This is a genomic window from Fictibacillus barbaricus, assembly GCF_014635025.1.
In the GTDB taxonomy this organism is placed as follows: Bacteria; Bacillota; Bacilli; order Bacillales; family Fictibacillaceae; genus Fictibacillus; species Fictibacillus barbaricus.
Genome location: NZ_BMCE01000001.1, coordinates 916,049 through 942,929, shown reverse-complemented (window position 1 = coordinate 942,929; position 26,881 = coordinate 916,049). Strand labels below are relative to the sequence as shown.

Sequence of the window (26,881 nt, the reverse complement as noted above, 5' to 3'; positions counted from 1 at the left end):
TCGAGCTAATTTGAAGGAAGGTCACCCCAAACTATGTCTTCCTGGTACATACAAATATGAAGGATTTGTATTTGTATGGGGTCTGTCCCCTAATCATTCAACAAAAAAAGAACCCAAAATTGGGTTCTTTTTTACTTTCTTATTTGCCGAATACACCTTTTAGCACAAATAGTACGTTTGCTGGGCGTTCTGCAAGACGTCTCATGAAATAACCGTACCAGTCATTTCCGTATGGCACGTAGATACGCATTTTATAGCCTTCTTGCATTAGCTGGTCTTGGCGTTCTACTCGGATTCCATAAAGCATCTGGAATTCAAACTGATCATATGGAATGTTGTGTTTTTCCACAAGATCTTTCGTATATTGAATGATTGCGTCATCGTGTGTAGCCACTGCTGTATAGTTTCCGTTTAACAGATGTGTTTCGATCAACTTTTTAAAGTTATTATCCACATCACTTTTCTCTGGATAAGCAACAGTCTCCGGTTCTTTGTATGCACCTTTTACAAGCCGCAAGTTCGGATGATACTCATCCAGGCTTTGTACATCCTCTAAGGAACGATACAAGTATGCCTGGATAACTGTTGAAATGTTATCATATTCACTCTTCAACTGTTTAAAGATCTCTAATGTTTTCTCACAACGCGTATAGTCTTCCATATCGATCGTGATAAAGACATTATGTTTTTTAGCTGTTTCCATGATTTTTCTCATGTTGCTTAGAACGAGCTCATCACTGATATCTAACCCCATGGAAGTCATTTTTAACGAAAGCTGTGAATCAAGCTTTTCTTTGCTGATCGCTTTGATCGCTTCGATGCAATGCTCTGTCATTTCAGCGGCTTCTTGTTCGTTGTCAACAAATTCCCCAAGATGGTCGATCGTAACAGGCATACCCTTTTCATTTAAACGTTTAATAGCTGTGATGGAGCTTTCAAGTGTGGCTCCTGCTACGAAACGCCCCGCTCCAAAACGCAGACCATATCTTTTAGCAAGCTTTGTTAACCATTTATTTTTAGCAAGAAATAAGAAAAAATTGCGCATAAGTTGTTCCAAACCAACTACCCCCTAGTACCCTTAAAAATTTAAATAGATTAGTTATATACTTTTTAATGATGTAACCGCTTTAAATATATCATTCTTTTTGCGAATAATGTCGATTTTGAAAAATTAAAAATATTTCAATGTAAAAAGAAAGGACAGCACGAAAACTGCCCTTACACCATGATCTATTTTTTTGCTTCCCGGTGCATTTCATTTAACATTTTTATTTCTGTAATTAACTGCTTCATCGCTTCTTTTGCATCAGGATATTGCTCGTTCCAATGCTTTGCAAGAGGCGGCATACTTTTTGCAATCGAAGAGTAAAGGATATACGCTTTCACCATTTCAATATGTTCTGGGTCTGTGCTCCCAATTAATAACTCAGCGTACTTTTCTGTCAGTCCGTCTAACTGTGACTTTAGTTTTTTATCCATTTTTCTTTTTTTCCCTTTCTCATTTTTATAAGGTTAGAGAAGACATAATCGCTAAATAGATTGCTCCTGAAGCAAGGATGGAAGCTGTCGTAACAAACGCAATACCTTTGCTTCTTTTAATCGCTGTAAAAACAGTGAAAATAAGCAAGGCAGCAACAGCAATCCAAATGAGGCTAATGAATGAAAAATTAAAGGTCAGCATAGGATTCTCGCCAGGACTCAGCCCTGTAATTAAGGTAAACAATGGTGATGGATCCTGCATTTGCAGCGTTTCCGCTACATCATGCGGCGGTGTTTGCTGACTCATAACAGCTGTTGTAACAAAAGCAAGAAACAAGATAATTCCTTCTGCTTTGATCCACTTTAACAACGATAATGAATTTGATCCCTCTTTGATCTTCTTCTTTAACCAAACTCCGTTTATCAAACTATAAAACACGATAATAAACAAGAGTATATGCTTGATCACTAATGCTTGTCCGTAATTCAGCATATAGCTGTTCACATATTCAGGCACGATATAAGACATGAGCCATAATCCAGCTCCGATAACAGTGAACAAGCAAGCAAGTGCTAATGGCGTAAACCATTTATAGAATGACAAGACAGGACCTTCACCATTACTGAAAAAACCGGTTACTAATAATACTCCAGACCAAGTGATAACAGCAAGGAAGTGAAGTGTGTGAGCTAATATACCAAAAGATTCTAAACTTGCAGCATGACTCGAATAACCTACCGAAACTCCCATGCCAATGAGTAAAAACAGAGATAAACCTGCAAAGAAACGCTCTTCTGCCACATTATTAAATAAAACCATGAAAAACAGCAGTACCGATATGCCAGTAAGGAATATCCATCCCTTTCCGACTTCAAAACTAAAGACTATGTTTTGAAAAGTAAGCCAATAACCAAAATCTTCTCCTAAATGATTGGTAAGTCTAAGTAGTTCACCCATACCAAACAAAGGGATTAATCCGATCAAGATTAAAAGTACTTTTTTAGAAAGTTTTATTTCAAAGCGCTTTGATTTTGGTACGGTAAACAGTATAAATGCTCCCATAAGAATAGCAAAACTCACATAGAGCATCACCTTAGCAACAATAAACATAAAATAATCTCCTTCACCACAATCTATGTCTATTGTAGCAGGGAAAAGGAAATAGCAAAAAAATTAAGATTGACAATATAGCGAATTTCCTGAAATACAAGGAAAAGCTAACACAGTTAGCGTATTGTCTCTTAACGCTTCTGAATTAGCTTTTACCTTTTTATCGGTTCCCTCTTTGTACCACTTTTGATAGAAACTTAACTCCATCACCATAGCTGAATTTTTTCGCAGCACGTCTAAATTCTTTTAATCCTTTGCGCGTTACATTGAAATACGGATCAATCAGCCCTTCTTCTTTTAAATGGTTGGCAGTTTCGATCGTAATCGAATGCTGGATCTCTCTCATTTTATGATTAAATTGTTCTAGACTAGCGTTTAATACAAACTCTTTTCCAAGCAATTGAACGATGTCTTTAGCCCTTGCTGTTTGGATAGAGTTCTCATCATGATACTCATCTGAGTTCTGTTGTTCTACTTCTTCATCAGCATCTTCTTCGGGTTCTAATAAAGAAGTAATCCTTACAATCTCTTGTTTTGCAAGCATAATTTCTTTTTCCTTTTGAAGCAGGTAGTCAATATAATCCTTTTTGTCCTCTTCATGAAGGTCTTCCGTTACCAATCGATTTTTAATTTCTTGTTGTACTTGTTTCATTCGTTTTACTTGTTCTTCTTGCGATAACAATAATCGCTCAAGTTCTTCCGCTTCAGTTTCTGTTAAAGTATCTTCTTTTATTTCTGCTGTGTGATCTTGTGGCTGTTCTTCTGCATCATTAAGATTTTTTCTTGGAAATGGCAGCACAGATTTACTTGCAGATGCAAATGCCTGCAATGCTTCATTCACTTTTACATAAAACATGCTGCAAATACCAATTGCAAATATGGCTAGAATGAACGCCAGCATATCCGAAAAATGAAACGTGAATTTAGTTACAGCAATCTTAAACATGAATACCAATGAAAACAGGCTGATCAAAATAATTTTAAACCAATGATTGCGGAGTTTAATTTTCTCATCTGTTGTTCTCAAAACAATTGCCCCCTTTAAGCTCGTTATTCTATAAAGGAATAACCATATACTATTCGTGTTCATTCTGTTTTTTTGTCCGGAATCTTAATAACAAAAACAAACAGCTATCCTAATAAGGACAGCTGTTTATATCGCTGTATGTATGAGAAAAGAGAGCTAGATATACAGAAGGCATTCCGTTTAGAGCTCTGGAATGCCTTATTTTCTAAGACTTCATTAAACGAGTGCAGTTTCGATATTATGGCTGATAAATGTTCCTATATCTTCGCCATTGCATATTTTTAAAAACGAACCTTCTTGATTAAAATCAAACAGATGTATCGGTAGTCCATGGTCACGAGCTAAAATGAGTGCAGATTGATCCATTACTTTTAAATTATTTCGAATGGCTTCATCATACTGTAATGTCGCATATTTCCTTGCCTGTTTAAAGCGGTTCGGGTCGCTGTCATATACACCATCTACCCCTTGCTTCGCACAGAGGATGGCATCACAGTTCATTTCCAAAGCCCGTTGGACGGCTGGATAATCTGTTGTTACATAGGGCTGTCCGTTACCCCCAGCAAAGATAACCACATAACCTTTGTTCAAGTGATGAACAGCTCTTAACCGAATATAGGGTTCTGCAACTGCGCTTATCGGGACAGAACTCATCACTCTTACTTCCTGTTCCATTTTACTTTTCAGAACTCCTCTAAGCATTAAGCTGTTGATAACCGTCCCCAGCGTACCGATCTGATCTGCCTCGACTCTTTCAATTCCCCAGTAGTCTGCAAGGTTTCCCCTAAAAATATTTCCTCCGCCTACAACGATACCTACTTCAATGCCTTTTTCAATGACCGATAAAACTTCTTTTGCGATATGATTTAAAGAAAGATGATCAAACCCTGTTCCCTGAGTGCCTGCAAGAGCTCCGCCACTTAGTTTAATGAGTACCCTTTTATAACGCATCTTCTTCTCCTCCTGTCCTGTATACAAAAAAAGAACAAATGACAATTAAAAGTCATCTGTTCTTTCTATTTCTGGGGACGATTTTACGGATGTGTTGAACAATTTTTGGTATGGTGTTAAACCCATCATAACTCGCCTCCCCATTTCTACTCTTCATCCATTATATACATAAGAATATATTTAGGTGAAATTTAAACGATATCTAACCCAAAAAGCAATATGTTTCACCTAAAATACTAAATATAGACAAGTGACCTATGCCTTTTTGCTTCCTTGTTACATATAATGCATGGACAAGAAATAGTCAATATCACCATCAGGAGGAAATTTTTTTGGGTTGTAAAAAGAATATACTCTCGCCACGAGAGTTAGCAGAATTATTATGTAAATTCGTCACAGTTAGCGGCGATGATTTTGAAGAGTCAGGCAAATTAGTCTGCGTTGGAAGAGATTTCATCGCAATCAAAACAGACGACAGAGAAGTTCTCTACTTTCCGCTAAATAATGTAAGATCGGTTACTGTCGAAGCTGACAGGAGCTGCTGTGATGGAAAACGAAGAAGAGTGTGCAATGATACGTTCCGAAGCATATTAAGGAAATTAATCAATTGCCGGGTAAGAGTTAACGATGGTACCAATGATAACGGGGAAGTTGAAGGTATTCTTACAGCCGTAAGACGCCAATCCATTCAAGTTGTCAGTAACGACGAAATTGTAATCATCGGAATTGGAGCTATTAACTTTATTGCTCAAGCTGGCGGGGATGACCATGACTGCAAAATTTTATGCTGTCAAAAAGAAGATCCTTGCAGAAAGAGAGATCACTGTAAAAAAGATGATCATTGTAAAAAAGATGATCATTGTAAAAAAGAATCTTCTTCATCTTCAACTGCTTTTTTCTGTAAGAAAGAATCTTCTTCGTCTTCTTCATCTTTTCATTGTAAGAAAGAGTCATCTTCTTCTTCGTCATCGTCATCTTCATCGTCTTCGTCTTCTTCCTCTTCATCTTCAAGTGATTACGATCATTGGATGAAAATAAAGAAAACACATAAGAAGGGCCATGACAAAAGGAATTTATCTGATCTAGAAAGTAAAGGCTGGTTTAAACTTTAATTCAGATCAATGTCCTGTTCATTTGAACAGGACATTTTTTTTATCTTCTTGTGTGGTCATCCTACGAATAATGGGTAAGAATCAGAGAACTGAGCAGTCCTAATGAGGTAATAAAACCAACAGCAGCACCAGCATCTTTATGTGCTTCGGGAAGCATGGTAGAAGCCACCATCGCCATGATGGCCCCTCCAGCAAAGGCTCCAATTAACGAAAGAGAAGCTACAGTTGCATTTTGCAGAAAAACAAATCCAAGAAATGCAGCCAAGGCTGAAATGAAAAAAACGGAGATCCACATGACAATGATTTTCCGCCTCGAGAACCCTTCCTTTAGTAATCCGATCGAACTAGATAAACCTTCAGGAAAATTACTTAAGAAAATAGCAATAACAAGCAGCCAGCTTACTTTACTATGATCGATCAAGCTTGCTCCGATCAAAACAGATTCGGGTATAGCATCAAGCAGAGTGCCGAAATAAATCGCCATCCCTGCCCCTTTTGTCTTCTTTTCCCCTGATTTTTTTCTTTCATGACCTCCCTTTTTTGAGAGGATGCTATTTATCACGGTAAAAATCGCTGCACCTACAATAAAACCAGTTGCTGTTACCATTAAACCACTTTGCTCAACAGCTTCTATCAAAAGTTCAAAAGAAACAGCTCCGATTAGGATTCCTGTTCCATAAGCCATGATCCACGCTGTCCATTTTTGGGGGATGCGAAAAACAAGGGCTGTAAAACATCCTAACAGTACAGCAGATCCAGCTATTCCTCCCCAAAAGGCGGCTTGTTGCATTCTTAACTTACTCCTCTCTTTTTTTATCAACTTCTCCCTAAAAGCATCCTTATATACACAAAGAAAAAAGAATAATGGACAAAAAAGATTGTCCATTATTCTTACTATTTACAGATTAAAAATCGTTTCGTTTTGAATTGTTCTTATTGATACCAAACTCATCACTAGGCGTGTTCAAGTGATTAAACTGGCGATCTCTTGCAATCGTGTGAGGCTTATCAAGATCAACATTTGTTGAAGAATGATCTTGTTTAGATGAGTCTGTACGGAAATCTTTTAAACTCGTCTTATCTTTCCATTGTTCAGGATCAGGACTTTGAATAGTCGTCTGTTCCATTCTTCTGCTCCATTTATTCAATGTTCGCCCTGCAGCTTCGCGTCCTCCGAGACCGAATGCTAGACCAAAAGCGATCGTAAAGCCTCCTAAGATCAGAATGAATGCAGCATTAACAATCGTTTTGGCAACACCAAGCTGATCGAGAGCCATAAAGAACGCAAGCGTAATAATCGTATATTTTGCAATGTTTCCTAACAGCTTGCCTTCCGTTTCCTGTTTTACCATGCTTTGTACAACACGTTTTACAAGGTCTCCTGCGTAGAATCCAACTCCAAGAACTAGTACGGCAGTTAGTACCATTGGAATATAGGCAAGTACAACACTCAGAATGTCAACTAAACTTTCAAGGTTCACTAGTTGAAGCGCTTCGATTGTAAACAGTAGAACAACGACAATTTGAGCTGCATAGCCAATGATTTCTGAAATGGTTAGCGTTTGGTTTGTCTTATGAAGTGAACCAAGCCCCATCTTGTGAAAAATACCATTAAAGCCAACTCGTTCTAGCAACCCTGTAATGGCATTCTTTACCCATTTTCCAATCCATAATCCTGCTGCAACCAGAATGATTGCAACGATGATATTCGGGATCATGTCCATAATTTGGCCAAGCATGCCGATGGCTGGTCCTGAAATACCGTTAATATCAAGGGTTTCGAGTGCAGAAATCACAACCGGTATTAAAATAAAAACATAAACAATCGTTCCGATGATTTGAGAAAGTGATGTTTTATCCAAAGCACGGTCAGCACCAAGCTTTGATGCTAAACGATCTGTTCCGATGCTCTGCAAGAAATTTACTAGAATCTCCTTCACAATCTTGGCTACTAGCCAGCCAACAAATAGAATAATAGCTGCACCGAGAAGTTTTGGCAAGAAAGCAAAGAAGCCTGTAAGCATTCCTTCTAATGGTTCAGAAATAGCATCGATACCTAACGCAGATAATACAGCTGGTAAGAAAAGAAGCAATGTAAGATAAAACACTGCTTTAGATACAGAAAGTACTGCTTTATCTGACTGACCCGGGTCACGAGTAAGCTTCCAGCGGTGAAGCAATCTTTCAAATCCTGTGTTTTGTCCTAGTTTTTTAACTAAAATGGATAGACCAGATGCTATAAGCCATGCAACAGCAGCGATCAAGGCTGCCTTTAATAGATTTGGTATTGCAGCAGCAATCACACCTAATGCGTTTGAAATCGGCTGTGCGACATATGGAAGACTAAGCATGTTCAAGAACATAACAATCGCAACTGCCATAAGAATCCAAAATACAACTTTACTTATAATTTCTTCGGAAGAATATTTTCCTGACCTCTTTTGTTCTCCTTGTTGCCCGTTTGAATCTGGTTTCATCCATCTTGCCATCTTGTTATCAAAATCTGTCTTGCGTAAGCCCTTCTTTACAGCTTTCGCAACTAAGGAAGCAATCAGCCAACCAATTAGTAAAACCAAAATAGCTAGAAGCAAATCTGGCAACCTACCCAAGTAAGCCATCCAAGAATCTGTTATTCCGTTGTAATCGTACATATTCTTCCTCCTTTTTTAGAATCATTTATTAAGCTCTACACTAGCTCTACTTTCCCAAAGCCCTGTTCAGTTAAACTAAAAGCTTATATTTAAAAGTAAAGGATATATTTTACAATCACATGAAGTTTCGATATAATACGTTTATTCACCATTGTGCAAACGTTTTCAAAAGGAGAGGGATTAAATGTGGATTTCAATCATACAATCAAATTAATTTCATATCCCTTTCAAACCTGACGTCTCACGTGAGCAATTTAATATAAATTTCATATGCACACATGCCCGCAGGAATTAGGTCTGTGGTTTTTTTGTGTTCATTTTTAAAAGGAGAGACAACATGATAATAGTTAATGACCTAGAAAAACACTATAGAATCGCTAAACGTGATCCTGGATTAAGAGGAGCCATTAAATCATTGTTTCATAGAAAGTATGAAACCAAAAAAGCAGTTAAAGGAATAAACATGCATATTAATGCTGGTGAAATGGTGGGATACATCGGTGCAAATGGTGCTGGTAAATCTACAACGATAAAAATGCTAACCGGCATTTTAACTCCTACTTCAGGGGAAGTAAAAGTGAACGGAATCGTCCCTTATGAAAACAGAAAACAGAATGCCAGTCATATCGGTGCCATTTTTGGTCAACGCACTCAATTATTTTGGGATATCCCTGTCAGAGAAAGTTATGAACTGTTAAAACATATTTATGAAATTCCTCAAAAGCAGTATGAAGAAACATTGGCTGAATTTGTTGATGTTCTTCATCTAGGGCCTTTGCTTGGCATTCCCGTCAGGCAGCTGTCATTAGGACAAAAAATGCGTTGTGAACTTGCCGCTGCTTTTCTGCACCGCCCCAAAGTGGTCTATTTAGATGAACCAACGATCGGATTAGACGTCGCTGTTAAAGTACGAATTCGAGCATTTATTAAACAGATGAACGCCAGGTATGGTACGACTGTACTCTTAACAACCCATGACATGCAGGACATCGAAGAAATCTGTCAACGGATTATTATTATTGATGACGGCAATGTCATCTACGATGGCTCCATCCAAGATATCAAATCTCAGTTTGGTGAAAAGCGAGTTATTCATTTTGAACTGGAGGACTCCATCACTGAATGTGTTTTACCTGAAGAACTTAAAAAAGTAGCAAAAATTCTTCCAAGAACGGATGAAGATCACCACAATGTGTCTATTTCCTTTAGCAATAAAGATATTTCAGGAGCCGAAGTGATTCATAGCATGATGAACCAATACTCAGTTGCTGATCTAACCATAGCCGATGCAAAGATTGAAACAATCGTAGAAGAAATCTATGGAAGAGGAATGAAAGGCCGGGTGCATCATGAGGAAATACATTGAGTTTGCCAGAGTACAAATGCAGGTCCATGCGGCTTATTCAGCATGGTTTTGGGCGAATACCTTCTCAGTATTATTAAGAATGCTTGTTATTTATTTCTTTTGGAAAGCGGTTTACAGCAGTCGCACTGAAATTGAAGGTCTGCATTTTGATGGAATGATTACTTATATTATTATTGCCATGTTCTTGCAGATGTTCGTGTCAGGTGTTGGACGCGAACTGGCTCATACGATAAAAGACGGCAATGTAGCCATTGAACTCATGCGCCCCTATCATCTGATCACACGGTTAATCGCCATGGATATCGGTGATAAAGTGGTTTATTTTATACGAGGAGCACTTCCGCTCGGTTTACTCGCTTTTGTTTTTATGGATATTACACTTCCCGAAACTTGGCAAGGTGGGGTTCTATTCTTGTTTAGTGCAATACTGGGGATATGGATTGGTACCTTTTTTGATTTATTGATAGCCATCCTCGCATTTTGGACGATTAACCTTTGGGGCCTTGAAGTAATGAAAGAAGCGGTGATCTCATTTTTTTCAGGAGCGCTCGTACCTCTTATTCTATTTCCTGAATGGTTTCAGACCGCAAGTCTCTTCTTACCGTTTCAGGCTATGGTCTATGTCCCCGTAGCCATTTATACAGGCATTTTAACAGGAACAGAGGCATGGCTTGCTGTAGGATCACAAGTTGTTTGGGCTGTCTTGCTCTTTATCTTGTTAAGAGTGCTATGGTCATTCGCTATGAAAAAGGTAACTATTTTTGGAGGGTAGGAGGTGGTGTTCATGATAAGGTACATGAAATTATATTATCTGTTTTGCAAGCAAAACTTAAAAGTCATGATGGAGTATAGGATGGATTTTTTACTCGGGGTCCTATCTGTTATGCTTCAGCAGTTCGCTGGAATATTCTTTGTTAAAATTGTCTTCGATCATATTCATGAATTGAACGGATGGACTTTTTATGAAATCCTATTTATCTATGGTATTGCAGCTACGGGCAGGTCTATCCACCACATATTCTTTGATAATCTATGGACGCTTGGATGGCAGTACATACGCCCAGGGAAGTTTGACCGTCTCCTTATCCGTCCGATTAATCCATTGTTTCATTTTATCGCAGACCGGCTTCAGCAAGATGGATTCGGACAGCTGTTTATAGGCATTATTGTAATCAGTACAGCCATGCCGCATTTAGATATTTCGTGGGGAGTATTGGAGTTCGCCATTTTAGTTGTAATGATTATTGCATCAGGATTTATTTTTGTTGCGATCAATTTATTCTTTGCGACGTTATCCTTCTGGATGGTTGATAGTCTTCCAATCGTATGGACAATCTTTAACTTGAGCGATTTTGCCCGCTATCCTTTAACCATCTATCATAAGGGGATTCGTTACTTATTAACATGGATAATCCCATATGGATTTACTGCCTTCTATCCTGCTGCTTATTTTATCGAAGGCTCAGGGTTTGAAAAGCTTGCTTTATTGACGCCGATCATCGCCGTAATTTCATGTATAGCCGCCTACTGGTTTTGGAACAGAGGTCTGCGAGCCTTTACAAGTACGGGAAGTTAAAGAAGATCATGAATGAAATAGAAAAGCTGGCTCATTGTCTCATCATAGACGCATGTAAGCCAGCTTTCTCTTTATTTTTTAATTACACCGCACAAAACGCGATCGCCTGAGTTCCCTGCAGGGTCAGTTTTGTAATCATCTGACTTATCATGAATCACCAGCGCTGTACCGCTTTTTGCAAACAGTGAATTGGATTTCCCTTCAGAAAGTGTCACCAGATTGGAGAGCACTTCATCTTGAACGACTCCGCTTTCATCCGCCTTTATATTGTGCATGTCACCTATATGCGGACCCTTCGGATTTAGGAAACCATGTTTTTTTTCTGTAGGATTAAAGTGAGCTTCAGCTGACTTAAAATCGGGTGGTGTACAGATTGCTTTCTCATGAAAGTGTATTCCGTGCTCTCCAGGCTTTAATCCTGTTGCGTTCACTTCCACTTTAACACCGTCAGCCATCTGTGTTAACGTCGCTTCTCCAGCCTTCTTCCCTTTTGTATCGATTAGATTTACGATATATGATCCACCTTTAACCTTACTTGATGCAGCTTGAGATTCTTCCATATCGTGATTCTCATGCTCATCCTTATTGTTGTTCCCGCATGCAGTAAGAACAACTATAAGCATTAATAGAAACACGATCGTTACAATTTTTTTCAAGATTTTAACCTCCTGATGATTAGCGAATAGTCTATTTTCCGCCCAATGATCAGGACTTTAAACATCTATTTTAAAAAAAGTGTTTCTAACTCTCTCTCTACTACTTCTCCTTCAAGCTTCTCTACATAATAGGCTCTAGCCATTTCTCTTGAACTAACTGCCTTGTGCAGTCTCCCATCAATAAAATGCAGTGCTGCTCCATCATCTGCCGCATATCCTGGTTTTAATCCATTTTTCACAAGCTTATGATAAGCAGGTCTTCTTTCTTGTTCTCCATCATAATGCGGACAGTGGCTCCCTTGTAAAAAACCTAAGCACTCAAGCTCCTTGAGTGGCCCAAAGGAATCGGTTACTCCTTCTTCAAACCAGCAAAGAGACCCTGCACTGAGTCCAGCTAAAATCTTTCCTTCATCGTAAGCTTGTCTTAATAGAACATCTAACCCCCACTCTTTCCATAGTGCTAGCAGATTCTTTGTGTTGCCGCCGCCAACATAAAATATATCCTGCTTCTTCACGAACTTCTCTAAATCAACAGGCGGAGAGAATAAAGATAGATGTGAAGGGACACAATTTTCCCGTTCAAAGGCTTTGTAAAAGCGCTCGATATACCCTTCAGCATCACCGCTTGCTGTTGGGATAAAACAAATGTGCGGTTTTTCAACTCGACATTGCTGAAGTATGTAATGATCCAGTCGTTTATTTTCGGGTTCCATGGAAAAACCGCCGCCACCCATAGCTATGATTTGTTTCAAGATGTAATCCACTCCTTTTAAAGTACGTTTTCGGGGAAAACGATCCTTTTTCCTGTTTCTGTTGGTCAATTTTCTTCTCCAGACCAACACTAAGAGAATACTCTAGTTCTAAACTATTAAAATAGTTCATAATCACGGGAAAAGTTTGGATAACCACGTTAAAATAGGTGGCAATCACGGAAAAAAGTTTAATAATCACGGAAAAAAATCTAGTAATCACGGAAAAGTGAATTTCTATAAAAACGCTGGACATCCTAAAAAGACATCCCTACAAAAAGACACCAGTCGACTTTAAACATCGGCTGGTGCTCCCATTTTTATACATCTCTTCTTAAAGCTTTAAGTACATCCACGGTCGTTGCTTTGGCAGCCGGTCTCCACCCTGATAACAGTGTTACACCCATACATATCGTAACGGAAATGACTGTAAGGCTCCATGGAATATATGAAAGGATAAAATCTTCCGGTGGTTTTTCGTTGATAAACTGCTCAATGATAATTGGCAGAGCAAAATTGACTCCATAACTGATCACATACGCCAAGATGGTTCCTAATCCCACTCCCCATAAGCCGATATAACCGCTTTCTAAAAGAAAGATGCGTTTAATCGTTTTTGGAGTAGCCCCGATTGCTTTCATGATACCGATATCCTGAGAACGTTCTGTAACCGCCATCGTCATCGTATTAAATATACCGATGGAAGCAATCAGTACTGCGATCGCACCAATAAAAATCAATCCTGCTTTAAACAAGGTAAAGTAAATGTTCAGTTCCTTCAATTCACTTACTACTGAATAGGTCAGGTAATCTAATTTCTCAATTTTTTCAGATACCGCTTTCACTTCATCAGCAGACGCTGTATATACATTCACTTCGCTATAATTATTTTCAGCTGCCTCCAACTCAGGATCTTGTTCACCTAAAATCGAAAACACTTCCTTATATAGATCTTCGGTTATAAATACATAGTTATCCATCGCCCATTCTTTTGTTGGCTTTTTCCCGATACCAACAATCTTAACTTCTAGTGTCTTTGCTTGCTCATCCACCTTTACGTTTTGGTTATCTGTTTTCATATGGTAGGTTATTGTCTTGTTTAACAGATCACCTTTATATGAAAGTTCTTTCATTTTCTTTTGTGCTTCTTCCTCACTCAATCCTTCTAAAAAGTTTTTTGGAGCATCCTTTCGTAAGTTTTCTGCAAAATGGTATCCGATTACGATCTCATTTTTGCTTTGCGGCAAACGGCCTTTCTCCAATTCAAACCCTGCTTTTTCTTCAGAAGGCATATGGGCACTCTTCACATCAGCATACGTGTTATATTCATCGATGGATAGTTGGTTGGCAGGCGTATACTTTTTCCTTGTTACCGCCTTAACACCTTTAATCTGTTCTAGCTTTTTCACATCATTCTCTTCTAACATGCTGTTCTCTTTTTGAATCTGGATCTCGTTCATCATCCGGTAGCTCATCACATCATCTATCGCTGTTTTATGAATGGCAAATCCGACAGATGCAAGCATGATTAAAAAGGCGCAACCGATTGTTGATGCGAGAATGGTCATCCACACACGTGTTCTGTTCTTCTTCATATTGCTTCTTACAAAACGATGTTTATCTTTGAACTTCATGAAGCATTCTCCCTTCCTTTAAATAACCATCTACAATTTCTACTTTACGATGAGCAATAGAAGCCACTTCATGATCATGTGTAATCATTAAAAAAGTAATTCCGTAGTCCTCATTAAGTTCTTTAATAAAATTCAATAGTTCTCTTTCGTTTTCAGAATCAAGGCTTCCAGTTGGTTCATCCGCCAAGATAAGCGGCGGATTCAGCACTAACGCTCTAGCTATGCTGACCCGCTGCTGCTGTCCTCCTGAAAGTTCACCAGGATAATGATTTTGGTATGGCTCTAAACCAACACGTTTTAACATTTCAAGTGTTTTTTCTTTTCTATCTTTTTCGTTCACCCCTTTTAAGACTAAAGGGAACTCTACGTTTTCATAGGCTGTCATGCTTGGTATCAGTTGAAAACTTTGAAAAATAAAACCAAGATGATTTAAGCGAAACTCCGCCCATTTTGATTCTGTTAGACCACTAACTTTAGTACCTCCAATCGTGATTTCTCCGATCTCAGGTCTTATAAAGCCGGAGATTAAGTTTAATAGTGTTGACTTTCCCGAGCCGCTTCTGCCAACGATCGCCACGATTTCTCCTTTTGCTACATGCAAATGAACATCATGTAAAACGGGAACAACATTCTCTTTGTCTTTTTTACCAATTTTAAAAGCATACGATAAATTACTTACGCTAATCATTACCCCACCCCTTATGTATTAAGTGTACTATTTACTATAATACACATATACCACGTCATGTAATACAATGTCAATACATTCCAAGCTATTTTTGAAAGAAGGATTTTCAGGGAAAGAGTAGTATAGATAACAAAGGCATCCATCAAGGAGGTACACATATGTTAAAGTGGCAGTCAAAAGAGGGATATACGAAACTATTAAAAGACCTCGTTTCTATTCCAAGTATTACCCATCATGATGGAGAAATGTTTATGGCTGAGCATCTTCACCATACGCTTTCTTCTCTGGAATATTTCACTAAAAATCCTGATCATCTTCGTCATCATCCGATTCCAGATGGCCGAAAACTTGTCACGGCTTTTGTCCAGAATGACCCTAGTGTGAAAGAGACCATTATTCTATTGAGTCACTTTGATGTTGTTTCTGTCGAGGATTTTGGTGAGTGGAAGCATTTAGCTTTCCGTCCTGATGAGCTGACTGAGAAGATCGTGGAAAATAAAGAGCTTCTACATCCTTTCGTTCAAGAAGATCTAAAAAATGGTGAATGGCTTTTCGGACGTGGAATTATGGATATGAAGGCTGGTGTCGCACTTCATATGTCCATGGTTGAAAAAGCAGCAACAGGACATTTTAATGGTAATGTTCTCATGATTTCGGTCCCGGATGAAGAGGTTCATTCTGAAGGAATGCTTGCTGGTGTCAGCGTATTACGGCAGTTGCAGGAAGAATATGATATTCAATATATCACCTGCCTGAACGGTGAACCTAGTTTTACAAAATACCCAGGTGATACTTCCCCATATATGTATACAGGATCAACCGGAAAAATTTTGCCTGGCTTTCTTTGTTACGGAAAAGAAACGCATGTTGGTGAACCATTGGCTGGTATGAACGGAAATGCGATGGCAGCTGAGATTACAAGAGAATTAGAATGGAACGTTGATTATGTGGAGACATTTCGGGAGGAAGCTACACCTGTTCCTACGAACTTGATCCAAAAAGACTTAAAAGACCATTATTCCGTCCAAATTCCGCATGCTGCTGTAACCCTGTTCAACCTTATGCTATTTAATCGTTCGCTATCGGACATTACTTCTATGTTGATGAACAGTGCACAAAAAGCTGCAAGGTCAATAGAAGAACGTCTCTTTGAAAGAAGTAAAGCTGTTTCTAAGATCGTTCCTTTTACACCTGAAAAGGAAGAGATCAAAGTACTTACCTTTAATGAACTATATGAGCATGCGGTCACAAAGTATGGACAAGAGGAATTAGATCGCAGAGAAAACATGCTGCAAACCAATAATCCGAACGCAGATGAAAGGGAACTTACCATTCAATATGTTTTCGAGCTAGCAAGTTTGTGCCGTGATATTTCACCTATGATCGTTTTATTCTATACGCCGCCATTCTATCCAGCCGTTTGTTCCAGTGACCATCCGTTAATTAAAGCGACATCCGATCAAGTGGTGAAGCATGCAAAAAGCCAGTTTAACAGCGACCTTGTTAATGTTCATTACTTTAGCGGTCTATCAGATCTAAGCTATATAGGGTTCAATGGTGATTCAAAAGATCTTTCATCCTTTACAAGTAACTTTCCGTTACTCGGATCCAGATATAATATTCCATTTGATGATATGAGAGAAATCAATATACCTGTCATTAACATCGGACCTTTAGGTAAGGATGCTCATCAATGGACAGAACGGCTGGAGATAAACAAGGTTATGGAGGAAACTCATCCCCTTATCGTGTTTGCGATGGAAACTCTATTTGAAAAATCAAAAAAACAGATCTGATAGATCTGTTTTTTTTTTGCTTGTATGGCTTTGATCGGTGCTTGTACATGCAGGGGGACTAATTCGGCTAAGTTTTTATCTCACAATCAAGAGAAGATGGTTCATGTACTAAAAACAAATTAATTCGTTTAATCTGATTTTTTATTCGTTTGGAAAATAGATCGTTTTAATCTTTTCTGCAATTATATCGATGCTGTTGGCCACTTGCTGTATGCCATACCCCATATAAAGAGGCGAAGTAATAAATCGGGGCATAATTTTACAGTATGTTCTGCCGTTATTCTTATAAAAGAACAAGTTGTAGCTTGTACAGTTTCTATGAAAGTGGTTAAGCAAAAAATGAGCAACTGTCTGTATACAATCTGCATACAAGGAAAGCTCCGCGTCTTTTTCCCAAATGACATTCAGTTCATAAAAACCTACCCGCGGCTTGTTAGAAACAGTAAATTTAACGCCTTGTTTTTCTAGAATAGTAATCCCTTCGAATTGACTTTCGGAAAAATCATGCTGGCAGTCCACTTCTTTTAAACCAATGATCTGCATATGCGGGTGGCGAATGGTACCTCCAGATAAAGGACCGTGATTTTTAAAGAACATAACCGACCTATATTCCCCGCTGCTTAACATTCGTTCCCAATGTTCCATACCAAAATGAAGAACGTTATAAAGATGGTCTTTGCTGTAGTTGGAGAGTTCACCTTCGCATTCATCGGTTTCAATAAGAACTGTTTGGTATGCTTGATCAAGTACCGTGTATTTATTTTTTACTAAAATAATCGATCCGCGCTTATCCAATACTTCCTCTAGTTCATCAATACGACAAAACGGACATGGGATTTCTTTGTTCTTAATGCTATTCGGCTTTTGAGCTCCTATTTCTGTAAAAAATGTAATATGTGTTTTATTCATGCTTTTTCACCGCTTTTGCTTGTTTCCTGTCTAATTCTATCTCATTTTATAAATTTCCTGTCTTCTGGACTTTATCATTATCTGTTATTCTTTCCCATTTCAGTACACCGTCATGTTTATTAATAGAACCGAGCCATTCGAAATTTTGATCCAGTTGGAGGAGATCAGCTTGCATGTCATTGTCTGTTGTACCTGTTGTATAGACTTTAACATTAACATAATTCCAAAGCTCTCCCAAGTTTTCCTGTGCTGCATAAGGCTCGTTTAATGTGAGATGAGATACTTCTTTTAAATAAGACTCCGTTAGAAAAATGTGTTCATCTTGAGTTAGATCTTCAGGAAACATAATATATACGGTAAGTGTATCACCTTTTTGATAGGCATCAATACCCGTAACATCATGATGGTTTCGCATATCATGTCTGGCCTTTGTTAAGATGGCTTGATTGACATAAGGAATTTCAGATGTGTTTTCAGCTTCTTTATTCTTATCCATTTTAAGCGGCATGCTTTCTGCAAACTGAATAAAGATAAAGATGAATGCTACACCTAACGCTAGACTTAAACTTTGATGGAACCAGTGATACCATAAGCTTTTTGGTGCAGGAGGTTTATTTAGATCACGTGTTTTCTGAAAAACCTTTTGCCGGTGTTCTTCTTTAAAAGCTATACTTTTCAGACGGCCGTTGTTCAATATTTCAGGCAGCTGTTTCAAAGGATCTTCCATGATCTCACCTTCCCTTCTCCAATTTACGCCGCAGCATGTCTCGACCTCGCTGAAGGATCGTCCTGATTGTAGGTTCTTTCTTATTTAAAATCTGGCTGATCTCACTAACTGTAAGTTCTTTATAATAGTAGAGAAGGATAACTTCCCGATATTTGAGCGGTAGTTTTAAGACTTGTTCAGCTAATGCTTCATGTTCGCTTTTTTGTACGATAGAAAGTTCAGGTGTTAGTACTGAGGATTGTCTGGACTTCCCAAAACGGTCGATCACATGGATGTATTTCTTCCAGCCACTTCTTAAATAATCCTTGCATAAGTTGACAGTTATGGCGTAAACCCATGTTTTTACAGACGATTCATTTCGAAAATTGTCTTTATGTACATAGCATTTTACAAAGACCTCTTGTGCCAAATCTTCAGCTAGCTTTCTATCTTTCACATATGTATAAGCTAGTCTGATCACCTTATCTTGGTACAAATCCATAATGTGTATCAGCCATTCTTCCTGACTGAGATATTGTGAATTAAACTCGTTTGAACCATATTCAGATACCGTTTTCAAGGACAATCCCCCCTTTCACTTTCACTAAACGTTAGACGATTCCCAATCTATTTTTTATTCAACTTTTTTAAAATGAAGCGGTAATGGGAAATCCTATTGGGCGATTCCCTAAGTCTAAATGGCCTTTAACCATAAGGGTCCCTTGTTTTTTCTTGGTTTTTATATTGTTTGTTTCAATGATCTGATCAGCTGAAAAGTGTAATTCTATAGAGCTGTATCTTCCTCCAATGATCCTGCATATGTCATCCAGATCGACCTTTGTTGGTCCGATCACATCATAGATTCTCAGCACGCCTTCACTTACCTCAAAGACTAACAAAAGATCTAAGAGCTCTGAGTAATATAATTTTTCTGCTAAGGACGGATTATACAAGTTTAGTAGCATAGAGTGCTTGTAATGAAGCGGCACAAAAACTTGGGAGTTTTCCACTTGTCTTGAAAAACACTTTTGGATCAACTTGATATCTTCCATATAATTAAAATCTATTTTTTTAAGCATGTGTTTATGTACTAAATCATCTTGGAGCATTTCTATTATCAAAATTTGTTCTTCTATCTGCTTAAATCCATATCTTTCATAAAGTCCTGGATTCTCCGTTTGAAGAAATACATATGGATATTTTCTTAAGTCTTTAAGAACTAAATTCATGAGTCTTGTCATATATCCTTTTTTTCTCTCAGAAGGCAAGGTCATAACAGATTGTATGCCGGCCGCGTCAACAACTTCACCTTTAATGATCCATTTCATCGGAATGACTGACACATTTGCGACTGCTCGATTTCTTTTAAATAATGAATAAGGACAATACAGAGGGTTCCAGAATCCTTTTGAATAATAATCCTCTAACATTTCAGGTGGTATGCCAAAAACTTGTTCAAATAACGGATAGAGTGCTTCTCTATGAAACTTCTGCAGCTTCTGACTTTTTTGTAATGTAAGCTCCATATAATTACCTACTTTTTTTGGAATTCTATCCATCTAAATATACCATGTCATTTCCTTTTCCAGACAAATTGTTACAAAACTGCGTCGAATTATGTTTCATAGTGTAATATTTTGAAACACAAATGTAATATTATTTCGCAATAATTGATAGGTAATCAATGGTATAATCACTTCAGAAAAGAAATTGGCAACATTTGCACATACAAGGAGGAGTACCCATTTTGAAACGCAAGCTTGTGATGGCTACACTGTCTCTCAGTCTAGCATTTAGTACATATACCGTCTCGGCAGAAACACTGTCTTCTATAAAAGAAAAAAAAGAACAAAACCGCTCTGAACAAGGTAAAAAGCAGAGTGAATTAAAAAAGAATCAAAATCAGCAAGAACATATGGTTAAACAAATCGAAGAATTAGAGTCTTCTATAGATATAACTCTTAAAGAGATCGGAAACAAAAAGGAGTCTATTCAAGGAACAAAAGCTTCGATCGAAAAGCTAAAAAAAGAAATTGAAGTGCTGGAAAAGAGAATACAAGAACGTGATGAACTGTTAAAAGACCGTGTACGTTCGATGTATGAAAGCGGCGGGGCTATCAATTACTTAGATGTATTATTAGGGGCTAAAGATTTTGGCGATTTTCTAGACCGCGTATTTGCTCTGAACGTCATTGCTGAGCAAGATAAGGCGATCTTAGAAGAGCACAAACGCGATAAACTAGCTGTAGAAAAGAAAAAGGGAGAAGTTGAAAGTGAACTTGCATCTCTTAATCAAGACCTAAAAGAGCTTGAAGGATTAAACCAAAAATTATCTGACCAGAAAAAACAAAAGAATGCTCTTCTATCACAGTTAGAGGCTGAAGAAGAAGAAATTCATGACCATATCATGCAGTTGGATGAGAAAAACGAATTGCTCTCTGCACAAGAAGTAGCAATTAAAGCTGAAATAGCACGTGCTAAAAAAGAGGAAGAAGAACGTAAAAAGAGAGAAGCGGCTGCAAGAGCAGCGGCAGAAGCAGCAGCTGCAAAAGCGAAAGCTGAAGCTGAAGCAAGAGCTAAAAGTTCTTCCAGCTCAGGTTCTTCAAGCGGTTCTTCAAAACCATCTACACCACCGCCTGCACCTGCACCAGCTCCAACCCCTGTATACCGTGATTTCATTTTCCCTACACAAGGGATAATCACTTCGAACTTCGGTTACAGAAGCTCTGGTATGCATTATGGTATGGATATTGCAAAGGGCGGCAGCACAGTTCCGATTGTTGCAGCAGCTTCAGGGACGGTCGCCAGAGCTTATTATTCCAGCAGTTATGGGAACGTTGTTTATTTGAATCACTATATTAATGGTCAATTGTATACAACAATCTATGCACACATGAGAACTGCCCCTGCAGTAAGCCAAGGGCAATCAGTCTCACAAGGTACATTCCTTGGCTATCAAGGAAATACGGGTGCATCAAGAGGACAGCATCTTCACTTCGAATTGCACAAAGGTCCGTGGAACGTATCGAAATCAAATGCTGTTGACCCTAGACCTTATCTTCAATAAACAAAAAGACGCAGAGAACTTACTCTCTGCGTCTTTTTATATGACTGTCCCAAGCAGCCGGCGAACCGGGTGACGTGTATACTCCGCCATTAATCGATAGTTTGGCCTGATGATCTCAGCGGTTAAAAACGCCGATACCGTTGCACCAGGCATTCTCTTTTTATTAAGTACATCGATGATCTCTCCAAATGTCCCCGTTCCTATTCCATGACCAAATACTTGCCCGTTTCCAAGGTCGATCACGTTCTCCCCCTGCCATTGAGGCGTATTTGGATGGTGCTGCGGATTTTTTATATATCTCACATCCCCCGGCAATGAATCCCCGGATGGCACTGCAATGATTTGAAGATCTTCATCATGCTCTGTACTGTAGAGAAGCAACCCGTTAAACAATTGATCAAACATCCTCGTTCCAATTGTCTCAAGAACTGCTTTATAAAACATAATCATTATGGCGGTTGTACATTCAAATCCGTATCTCTTTCCATTGATGAAGATATCTGTAATCGCATCAGAGGGACGTACGTCTGGTCTAAGCAAAAAACCGCCGTAAGCTGTTCTTCTCCAATATTGCGGATTACAGCGTGCTGTTACAAACGTGGCAAAACCTGCACCGCTATCCCGCATAGCTTCTGCAGCCGCAACAATATTTGAACGCATGATCGCTTCAAATAAAAACTGGTGCGGACTTGTGTAATAAAACGATTCCCTAGAGTTTTCAAGCTTTTTACCTATTTGTTTCTGTCTGGATGTAAGCTGATTAAATCCAGAGATTTTAGCCGTATCTACCGGATACCCATGAACAAAAATCATTTCTCTCCCCCCTGTCTGCACAGGATATTACATACTATGGCAGGAAGAGATAAGTGGTGTTTTTTATGCCCCCCTATTTTGTAAAAATTCAAAAGGTGTCTTTCCTACTGTTACTGTATTGTTTTTAGATCGTGGTTTTGCTTTTTTTCCCCTCTTCACGTGTCTCGTCTGAATATGTTGCTGAAAGCCTTCACCCATCAGCTGAAAGGAGTATATGGCGATACCGAACATGATGATCGGGCCAAGAGCAATGGACGGATTGGCTTGAATAAGGGTGTAATAATCGCCAACTAAACCAGACCATTCATTTGACAACGACTTTGGAGGATCCGCCATGAAAGGGCTAAAATCAATATCCGTCCCCCCAAAGAAAAGTTTTAAATAGCCAAGGTGTACAAAGATTATTAACACTTGCACACATTGCTGACACCATACGATAATAAGTTTCGGCAAGAGATGAGGCATTACATGTTTTCTAAAGATACGCCATCTGCTAGCACCTAAAAGGTGTGCTCCGTCAATAAAGTCTTCCTTTAAAACAGAAGCCATCATATTCCCGATCATCGAACCCAATAGCGGTACGACGAGAAGGGTTAAAATAACTACTTCAAGTCCGATTCGTTCAATAAAGCTATAAATAAAATACGGGTTTCCTTGAGCATCTATTTGTTCATTTAATATAGGTGATAAAATAAAAACTGCAACAATGGTCAGTGGAATAAAATAAAAAGAGCTAAGCAGCTGATCAAAGCTTTTTCTAACCTTATCAGGCATATAAAAGGCAAGAGGTATGGCTACTATAAAGCTCAAAAGAACCCGAAAAACACCAGTGGTAATAGCGGCTAATAATGTAAATTTCGCTCCTTGCAATATCTTATGACTAATATCATACCCAAGCCGGTCTGTTCCAAGGGGAAACATGAGTGATGGATCAAAAGGAGCGGCGCCTATTAAATTCTTGTTCTCATCATATAGCAATTGTACTTGGCGCACTTCACTGTCAAAAAATATAGCGAATATAAAGCTAGAGGCGATTAATCCGAATAGTATGGAGCAGCCGATCCAAAATTTAAAACTTCTGATCATATCGCTTCACCTCTTCTCGTAAAGTGAGTAATGATCCATTCGAAAAGGGCATAAACAAGAAAAAATGGTATAACCAGCAAGATCAAGCAAGCAGCCAACATTTCCGGCCTAAAGTCGTGATACATGTAGTGTGTTAGACCGTGAATATTGAAGATGATTTCGACCAATAGAAGGTTCGATATCATAAACCAGAGAACAGACTTAGAAAAGTGAAAAATGCCTTCACTTGTATTTCTCGTCACATGAACGATTAGTACATATATTCTACGCAAGCCTTTTGCCAGACTTGTTTCAACGTACTGTTTTTGAAGTTCTTCTTCCGCTAATAAAATCATCATTTTATAAAAATAAACAAGTGGCAGTATCATCAGACAAGCAATAGGTACGAAGTAAATTCTGTCGTCCGCTCCTAATGAAGCTACATTTGAAATAAGTATTCCTGTTTTCTTATAGATAAATACGATTCCCATCTGGACTAGTGCAAATACAAGCAGGTCTGGTAATGATTCTAAAAATGTAAGTAGATTTTTAACGACTCTTCTTATAAACAACGGCAGCATTAACGTACACCAAGTAAGCAATTGCGCTATGCAGAATGCAATGATCAGTGCACCGAAAAGAATGGTCAGGGAATACAGGTAGGGCTCCCAAATATCTCCCATAAACAAACGCTCCTTACCCTGGTTAAAATAAGTCATCTCATTTAACTTTATTACTGCAGTGAACACCGCAGTGATTTTGTCACGATAAAGAGATACATCTTTATTCATGATTAAGTCTGGCAATCCGCTTATAAGGATGATGGAAATAATCGTTAGCGATAGCTGCAGTATCAATTTTTTAAAGATTCTCATTCTCTTCCCCCTTCTCTTTCTTACATAGACGATTCACCGCGTAAAAATCATTCATCCCTTCCATCATTTTGAAGGATAAAAAAATGAAAACAACCCATATTAAGGAAGAGAAAACACAAGGAATAGAGGACTTCATATGTGGAATAAGATGGTCGTAATTCTGCTTGCTGCTTGTTTAAGTTGTATCTACCCCAGTAAAGCTGATGCAAAAGAACCGCTGACTTATTTTCCTATCGTAAAAAAAGGCGAGGTTTTAGAGTGGGATGAAGTCAATAAACTACTTCCAAAAGGTGCTACGTTTAAGGTAGTTGATCTAGAGACGGGTTTTTATTTTCAAGTACAAAGAAGAGCTGGGAACAAACATGCCGATGTTCAGCCACTCACACGAGATGATACAGCGGTTTTAAAGCACTTGTATAACGGTAAATGGAGCTGGAACCGACGTGCGATACTCATTCCTGTTAAAGGGAAAATGATTGCTGGAAGCATGCATGGTATGCCTCATGGAGCAGGAGCGCTTGAGAACGGATTTCCAGGACACTTTTGTATTCACTTTTTGGGAAGTTCGACACATCGTTCTCGCAATATTGATCCCTCTCACCAATTCATGATCTTAAAAGCAGGAGGCCAATTGGCAAAATATGCTTCAGGTGCTAGTGCCAAGCAAGCCGTCTCAATGTTTTTAGTTGGCATGAAGCAGCAGGATATTCAAATTGCCAAGCCTATTCTAACTCCAGCTTTGCTTAAAGATACAAAGATCACCAGCCTTTTTAAAGGAATCACTAGTATGCAATATGAGATTAAACCGCAAAGCAGTCGATATCCGCCGATCGTCCGAACCCAAATACAAGCAAGAATCAAAAAATATGATGAATCAGGATTACAATCAGACCTTTACACGTTTTTATTAGAAAGAAAATCAATGACCGACGGATGGAAGATCATAAAAATAAGACTTTAAAACCTTAAGGCATGTATAAAACTCCTTAAGGTTTTTTCATTTATAATAAAAACACGAATAAAATTTATATTTTTTATTAAAATGTTCGTATTTTAGTTGAAATCTGTTTTGATAATTGTTATATTTACCAAGGGAAAAAACAATTCAATAAAAACTACCATGTATTTCAAGGGGGATATTATGAATACCCATTATGATGTAATTGTTGTTGGTGCAGGCCCTGCAGGTATTTTTACAAGTTACGAATTAACAAGACAGCTTCCTGAAGCAAAAATTTTATTAATAGATAAAGGACACGATATTTATGCCCGTTCGTGCCCGATTTTAGAAAAAAAGATCAAGAAATGCCCTCCTGCAGCAGGAAGAAAAGAGTTTGCCGGCTGTTTGCCTGCTTGCTCCATAACAAACGGTTTTGGAGGAGCTGGGGCTTATTCGGATGGCAAGTTTAACATTACAAGTGAATTCGGTGGATGGATGACGGATTACCTTTCTGAAGACAAAGTGGTTGAACTCATCAAATATGTAGATGAAATCAACTTAGAGCACGGTGCAACGGATTCTATAACAGATCCTCTGACACCTGAAGTTAAAGATATCGAGAAGCGTGGTTATGCAGCAGGTCTGAAGCTATTACGTGCTCAAGTTCGTCATCTCGGTACCGAACAGAACCTTGAGATATTAAAGAGCATCTACGAATACTTAAAAACACGTATAGAGATGAAATATAAAGCTGAGGTTGAAGATCTAATCACAGAACGTACTGCTGACGGATATGTGGCAAAAGGTATCCTATTAAAAGATGGGACTTCCCTTTCAGCAGAAAAAGTAATCATCGTTCCTGGCCGCGACGGTTCTTCTTGGCTGACAAAAATATTAAAGAAACGCCGCATTAAAATGACAGCTAACCAAGTAGACATTGGTGTTCGTGTAGAGACATCTAATCTAGTTATGGAAGAAATCAACAAACATCTATACGAAGGCAAATTTGTGTTCAACACTTCTGTAGGCACGAAAGTTAGAACGTTTTGTTCAAATCCATCAGGTCATGTAGTCGTTGAGAATCATTCAGGTATCATGCTTGCCAATGGTCATGCTTATAAAGATCCTAAGCTTGGAAGTGAGAACACTAACTTTGCACTGCTTGTCTCACACCAATTTGCTGAACCGTTCGATCAGCCGACCGAGTATGCTCATGAAGTTTCTAGATTAGCGAACCAACTATCTATGGGTGGTCTTGTGGTTCAAAAGTACGGAGATATCCTGAAGGGCCGTCGTTCTACAGAAAAACGCATCAAAGAAGGATTTTTGCGCCCTACTTTAAAAGAAGCTGTACCAGGTGATCTAGGCCTTGTTCTTCCTTATAACACAATAAAAAGTCTGATCGAGATGACTGAAGCATTAGATAAAGTCACTCCAGGGATCGCTTCGGAACATACCTTATTTTATGGGGTAGAAGCAAAATTCTATTCAGCTCGTCCAAAGTTAGATGACAAGTTTGAATCCGAAATCAGCGGATTGTATGTTGGAGGAGATGGAGCTGGTATTACACGGGGTCTTGCTCAAGCAAGTGCTTGCGGTGTTTGGATCGCTCAAAATGTAGCCGTTAAGTTAAAAGAAAAAATGCCAGCAATGGTTTAATAAATAAAAAAGATGCTGAAGAAATAATTTCTTCAGCATCTTTTTTTCTTA

General features: G+C 38.5%; 26 protein-coding genes. 8 read left to right on the top strand and 18 right to left on the bottom strand.

Annotation, left to right across the window (positions count from 1 at the left end; translation table 11 throughout):
- Positions 1-139 precede the first annotated feature (139 nt).
- From IEV52_RS04515 to pyrH, 5 genes are all read right to left on the bottom strand, one after another.
- Positions 140-1,057, bottom strand: a complete 918-nt coding sequence (locus IEV52_RS04515; protein ID WP_188401308.1) for a proline dehydrogenase family protein — start codon at positions 1,055-1,057, stop codon at positions 140-142.
- 173 nt (positions 1,058-1,230) lie between these two features.
- On the bottom strand, positions 1,231-1,479 hold the full coding sequence (locus IEV52_RS04510; protein ID WP_188401307.1) for a DUF2573 family protein: 249 nt from the start codon (positions 1,477-1,479) through the stop codon (positions 1,231-1,233).
- A gap of 25 nt (positions 1,480-1,504) precedes the next feature.
- Positions 1,505-2,590: a copper resistance D family protein gene (locus tag IEV52_RS04505; protein ID WP_188401306.1), complete on the bottom strand. Its 1,086-nt coding sequence runs from the start codon at positions 2,588-2,590 to the stop codon at positions 1,505-1,507.
- A 160-nt stretch (positions 2,591-2,750) separates the two neighbouring features.
- Positions 2,751-3,617 (bottom strand): hypothetical protein, encoded by an 867-nt coding sequence (locus tag IEV52_RS04500; RefSeq protein WP_188401305.1) that lies wholly within the window; start codon positions 3,615-3,617, stop codon positions 2,751-2,753.
- A 216-nt stretch (positions 3,618-3,833) separates the two neighbouring features.
- Positions 3,834-4,568 (bottom strand): UMP kinase, encoded by a 735-nt coding sequence (pyrH, locus tag IEV52_RS04495; RefSeq protein WP_188401304.1) that lies wholly within the window; start codon positions 4,566-4,568, stop codon positions 3,834-3,836.
- Between the two features lie 332 nt (positions 4,569-4,900).
- Between pyrH and IEV52_RS04490 the strand changes: the two genes are divergently transcribed.
- The gene (locus IEV52_RS04490; protein WP_188401303.1) at positions 4,901-5,680 is read left to right on the top strand and encodes a hypothetical protein; all 780 of its coding nucleotides are present in this window, start codon (positions 4,901-4,903) and stop codon (positions 5,678-5,680) included.
- A 61-nt stretch (positions 5,681-5,741) separates the two neighbouring features.
- On the opposite strand, the gene IEV52_RS04485 is transcribed toward IEV52_RS04490, so the two are convergent.
- Together IEV52_RS04485 and IEV52_RS04480 are read right to left on the bottom strand one after the other, a co-directional pair.
- Positions 5,742-6,470, bottom strand: a complete 729-nt coding sequence (locus tag IEV52_RS04485; RefSeq protein ID WP_188401302.1) for a ZIP family metal transporter — start codon at positions 6,468-6,470, stop codon at positions 5,742-5,744.
- Between the two features lie 115 nt (positions 6,471-6,585).
- Entirely contained in the window at positions 6,586-8,331 is a 1,746-nt protein-coding gene (locus IEV52_RS04480) for a mechanosensitive ion channel (protein ID WP_188401301.1), read from the bottom strand.
- Between the two features lie 337 nt (positions 8,332-8,668).
- On the opposite strand from IEV52_RS04480, the gene IEV52_RS04475 reads away from it, so the two are divergent.
- From IEV52_RS04475 to IEV52_RS04465, 3 genes are read left to right on the top strand one after another with little or no spacing between them, the layout of a single operon-like run.
- The gene (locus IEV52_RS04475) at positions 8,669-9,697 is read left to right on the top strand and encodes an ABC transporter ATP-binding protein (protein WP_188401300.1); all 1,029 of its coding nucleotides are present in this window, start codon (positions 8,669-8,671) and stop codon (positions 9,695-9,697) included.
- Positions 9,681-10,469: an ABC transporter permease gene (locus tag IEV52_RS04470; RefSeq protein WP_188401299.1), complete on the top strand. Its 789-nt coding sequence runs from the start codon at positions 9,681-9,683 to the stop codon at positions 10,467-10,469. Before IEV52_RS04475 ends, IEV52_RS04470 begins: the two co-directional genes overlap by 17 nt.
- Positions 10,470-10,481: 12 nt before the next feature.
- Entirely contained in the window at positions 10,482-11,273 is a 792-nt protein-coding gene (locus IEV52_RS04465; RefSeq protein WP_188401298.1) for an ABC transporter permease, read from the top strand.
- A gap of 71 nt (positions 11,274-11,344) precedes the next feature.
- On the opposite strand, the gene IEV52_RS04460 is transcribed toward IEV52_RS04465, so the two are convergent.
- From IEV52_RS04460 to IEV52_RS04445, 4 genes are all read right to left on the bottom strand, one after another.
- Positions 11,345-11,929, bottom strand: coding sequence for a superoxide dismutase family protein (locus tag IEV52_RS04460; RefSeq protein ID WP_229754187.1), 585 nt, complete (start codon positions 11,927-11,929; stop codon positions 11,345-11,347).
- A gap of 65 nt (positions 11,930-11,994) precedes the next feature.
- Positions 11,995-12,681: a Type 1 glutamine amidotransferase-like domain-containing protein gene (locus tag IEV52_RS04455; RefSeq protein WP_229754186.1), complete on the bottom strand. Its 687-nt coding sequence runs from the start codon at positions 12,679-12,681 to the stop codon at positions 11,995-11,997.
- Between the two features lie 317 nt (positions 12,682-12,998).
- Positions 12,999-14,312: an ABC transporter permease gene (locus IEV52_RS04450; RefSeq protein ID WP_188401297.1), complete on the bottom strand. Its 1,314-nt coding sequence runs from the start codon at positions 14,310-14,312 to the stop codon at positions 12,999-13,001.
- Entirely contained in the window at positions 14,296-15,000 is a 705-nt protein-coding gene (locus tag IEV52_RS04445) for an ABC transporter ATP-binding protein (protein ID WP_188401296.1), read from the bottom strand. The genes IEV52_RS04450 and IEV52_RS04445 overlap by 17 nt, the downstream gene beginning before the upstream one ends.
- 158 nt (positions 15,001-15,158) lie before the next feature.
- Between IEV52_RS04445 and IEV52_RS04440 the strand changes: the two genes are divergently transcribed.
- Entirely contained in the window at positions 15,159-16,796 is a 1,638-nt protein-coding gene (locus tag IEV52_RS04440; RefSeq protein ID WP_188401295.1) for a M20/M25/M40 family metallo-hydrolase, read from the top strand.
- A 141-nt stretch (positions 16,797-16,937) separates the two neighbouring features.
- On the opposite strand, the gene IEV52_RS04435 is transcribed toward IEV52_RS04440, so the two are convergent.
- The 4 genes from IEV52_RS04435 to IEV52_RS04420 form a co-directional block, all read right to left on the bottom strand.
- Entirely contained in the window at positions 16,938-17,705 is a 768-nt protein-coding gene (locus tag IEV52_RS04435) for a DUF4931 domain-containing protein (RefSeq protein WP_188401294.1), read from the bottom strand.
- Positions 17,706-17,751: 46 nt separating this feature from the next.
- Positions 17,752-18,432 carry a hypothetical protein gene (locus IEV52_RS04430; protein WP_188401293.1) on the bottom strand — a complete coding sequence of 227 codons (681 nt, stop codon included), beginning with the start codon at positions 18,430-18,432 and terminating at the stop codon, positions 17,752-17,754.
- Between the two features lie 4 nt (positions 18,433-18,436).
- Positions 18,437-18,991: a sigma-70 family RNA polymerase sigma factor gene (locus tag IEV52_RS04425; protein ID WP_229754185.1), complete on the bottom strand. Its 555-nt coding sequence runs from the start codon at positions 18,989-18,991 to the stop codon at positions 18,437-18,439.
- A gap of 67 nt (positions 18,992-19,058) precedes the next feature.
- Complete coding sequence (locus IEV52_RS04420) at positions 19,059-19,970, bottom strand: GNAT family N-acetyltransferase (protein WP_188401292.1); 912 nt, start codon at positions 19,968-19,970, stop codon at positions 19,059-19,061.
- A 188-nt stretch (positions 19,971-20,158) separates the two neighbouring features.
- On the opposite strand from IEV52_RS04420, the gene IEV52_RS04415 reads away from it, so the two are divergent.
- Complete coding sequence (locus IEV52_RS04415; protein ID WP_229754184.1) at positions 20,159-21,478, top strand: murein hydrolase activator EnvC family protein; 1,320 nt, start codon at positions 20,159-20,161, stop codon at positions 21,476-21,478.
- Positions 21,479-21,514: 36 nt separating this feature from the next.
- Here IEV52_RS04415 and IEV52_RS04410 read toward each other — a convergent pair whose 3' ends face one another.
- The 3 genes from IEV52_RS04410 to IEV52_RS04400 form a co-directional block, all read right to left on the bottom strand.
- Positions 21,515-22,291 (bottom strand): protein-glutamine gamma-glutamyltransferase, encoded by a 777-nt coding sequence (locus IEV52_RS04410; protein WP_188401291.1) that lies wholly within the window; start codon positions 22,289-22,291, stop codon positions 21,515-21,517.
- Between the two features lie 63 nt (positions 22,292-22,354).
- Positions 22,355-23,377 (bottom strand): ABC transporter permease, encoded by a 1,023-nt coding sequence (locus IEV52_RS04405; RefSeq protein WP_188401290.1) that lies wholly within the window; start codon positions 23,375-23,377, stop codon positions 22,355-22,357.
- Complete coding sequence (locus tag IEV52_RS04400; protein ID WP_188401289.1) at positions 23,374-24,231, bottom strand: ABC transporter permease subunit; 858 nt, start codon at positions 24,229-24,231, stop codon at positions 23,374-23,376. The genes IEV52_RS04405 and IEV52_RS04400 overlap by 4 nt, the downstream gene beginning before the upstream one ends.
- 136 nt (positions 24,232-24,367) lie before the next feature.
- On the opposite strand from IEV52_RS04400, the gene IEV52_RS04395 reads away from it, so the two are divergent.
- Together IEV52_RS04395 and IEV52_RS04390 are read left to right on the top strand one after the other, a co-directional pair.
- Positions 24,368-25,192 carry a hypothetical protein gene (locus IEV52_RS04395; RefSeq protein WP_229754183.1) on the top strand — a complete coding sequence of 275 codons (825 nt, stop codon included), beginning with the start codon at positions 24,368-24,370 and terminating at the stop codon, positions 25,190-25,192.
- Positions 25,193-25,372: 180 nt separating this feature from the next.
- Positions 25,373-26,830: an NAD(P)/FAD-dependent oxidoreductase gene (locus IEV52_RS04390; protein WP_188401288.1), complete on the top strand. Its 1,458-nt coding sequence runs from the start codon at positions 25,373-25,375 to the stop codon at positions 26,828-26,830.
- The last annotated feature ends 51 nt before the right edge of the window (positions 26,831-26,881 follow it).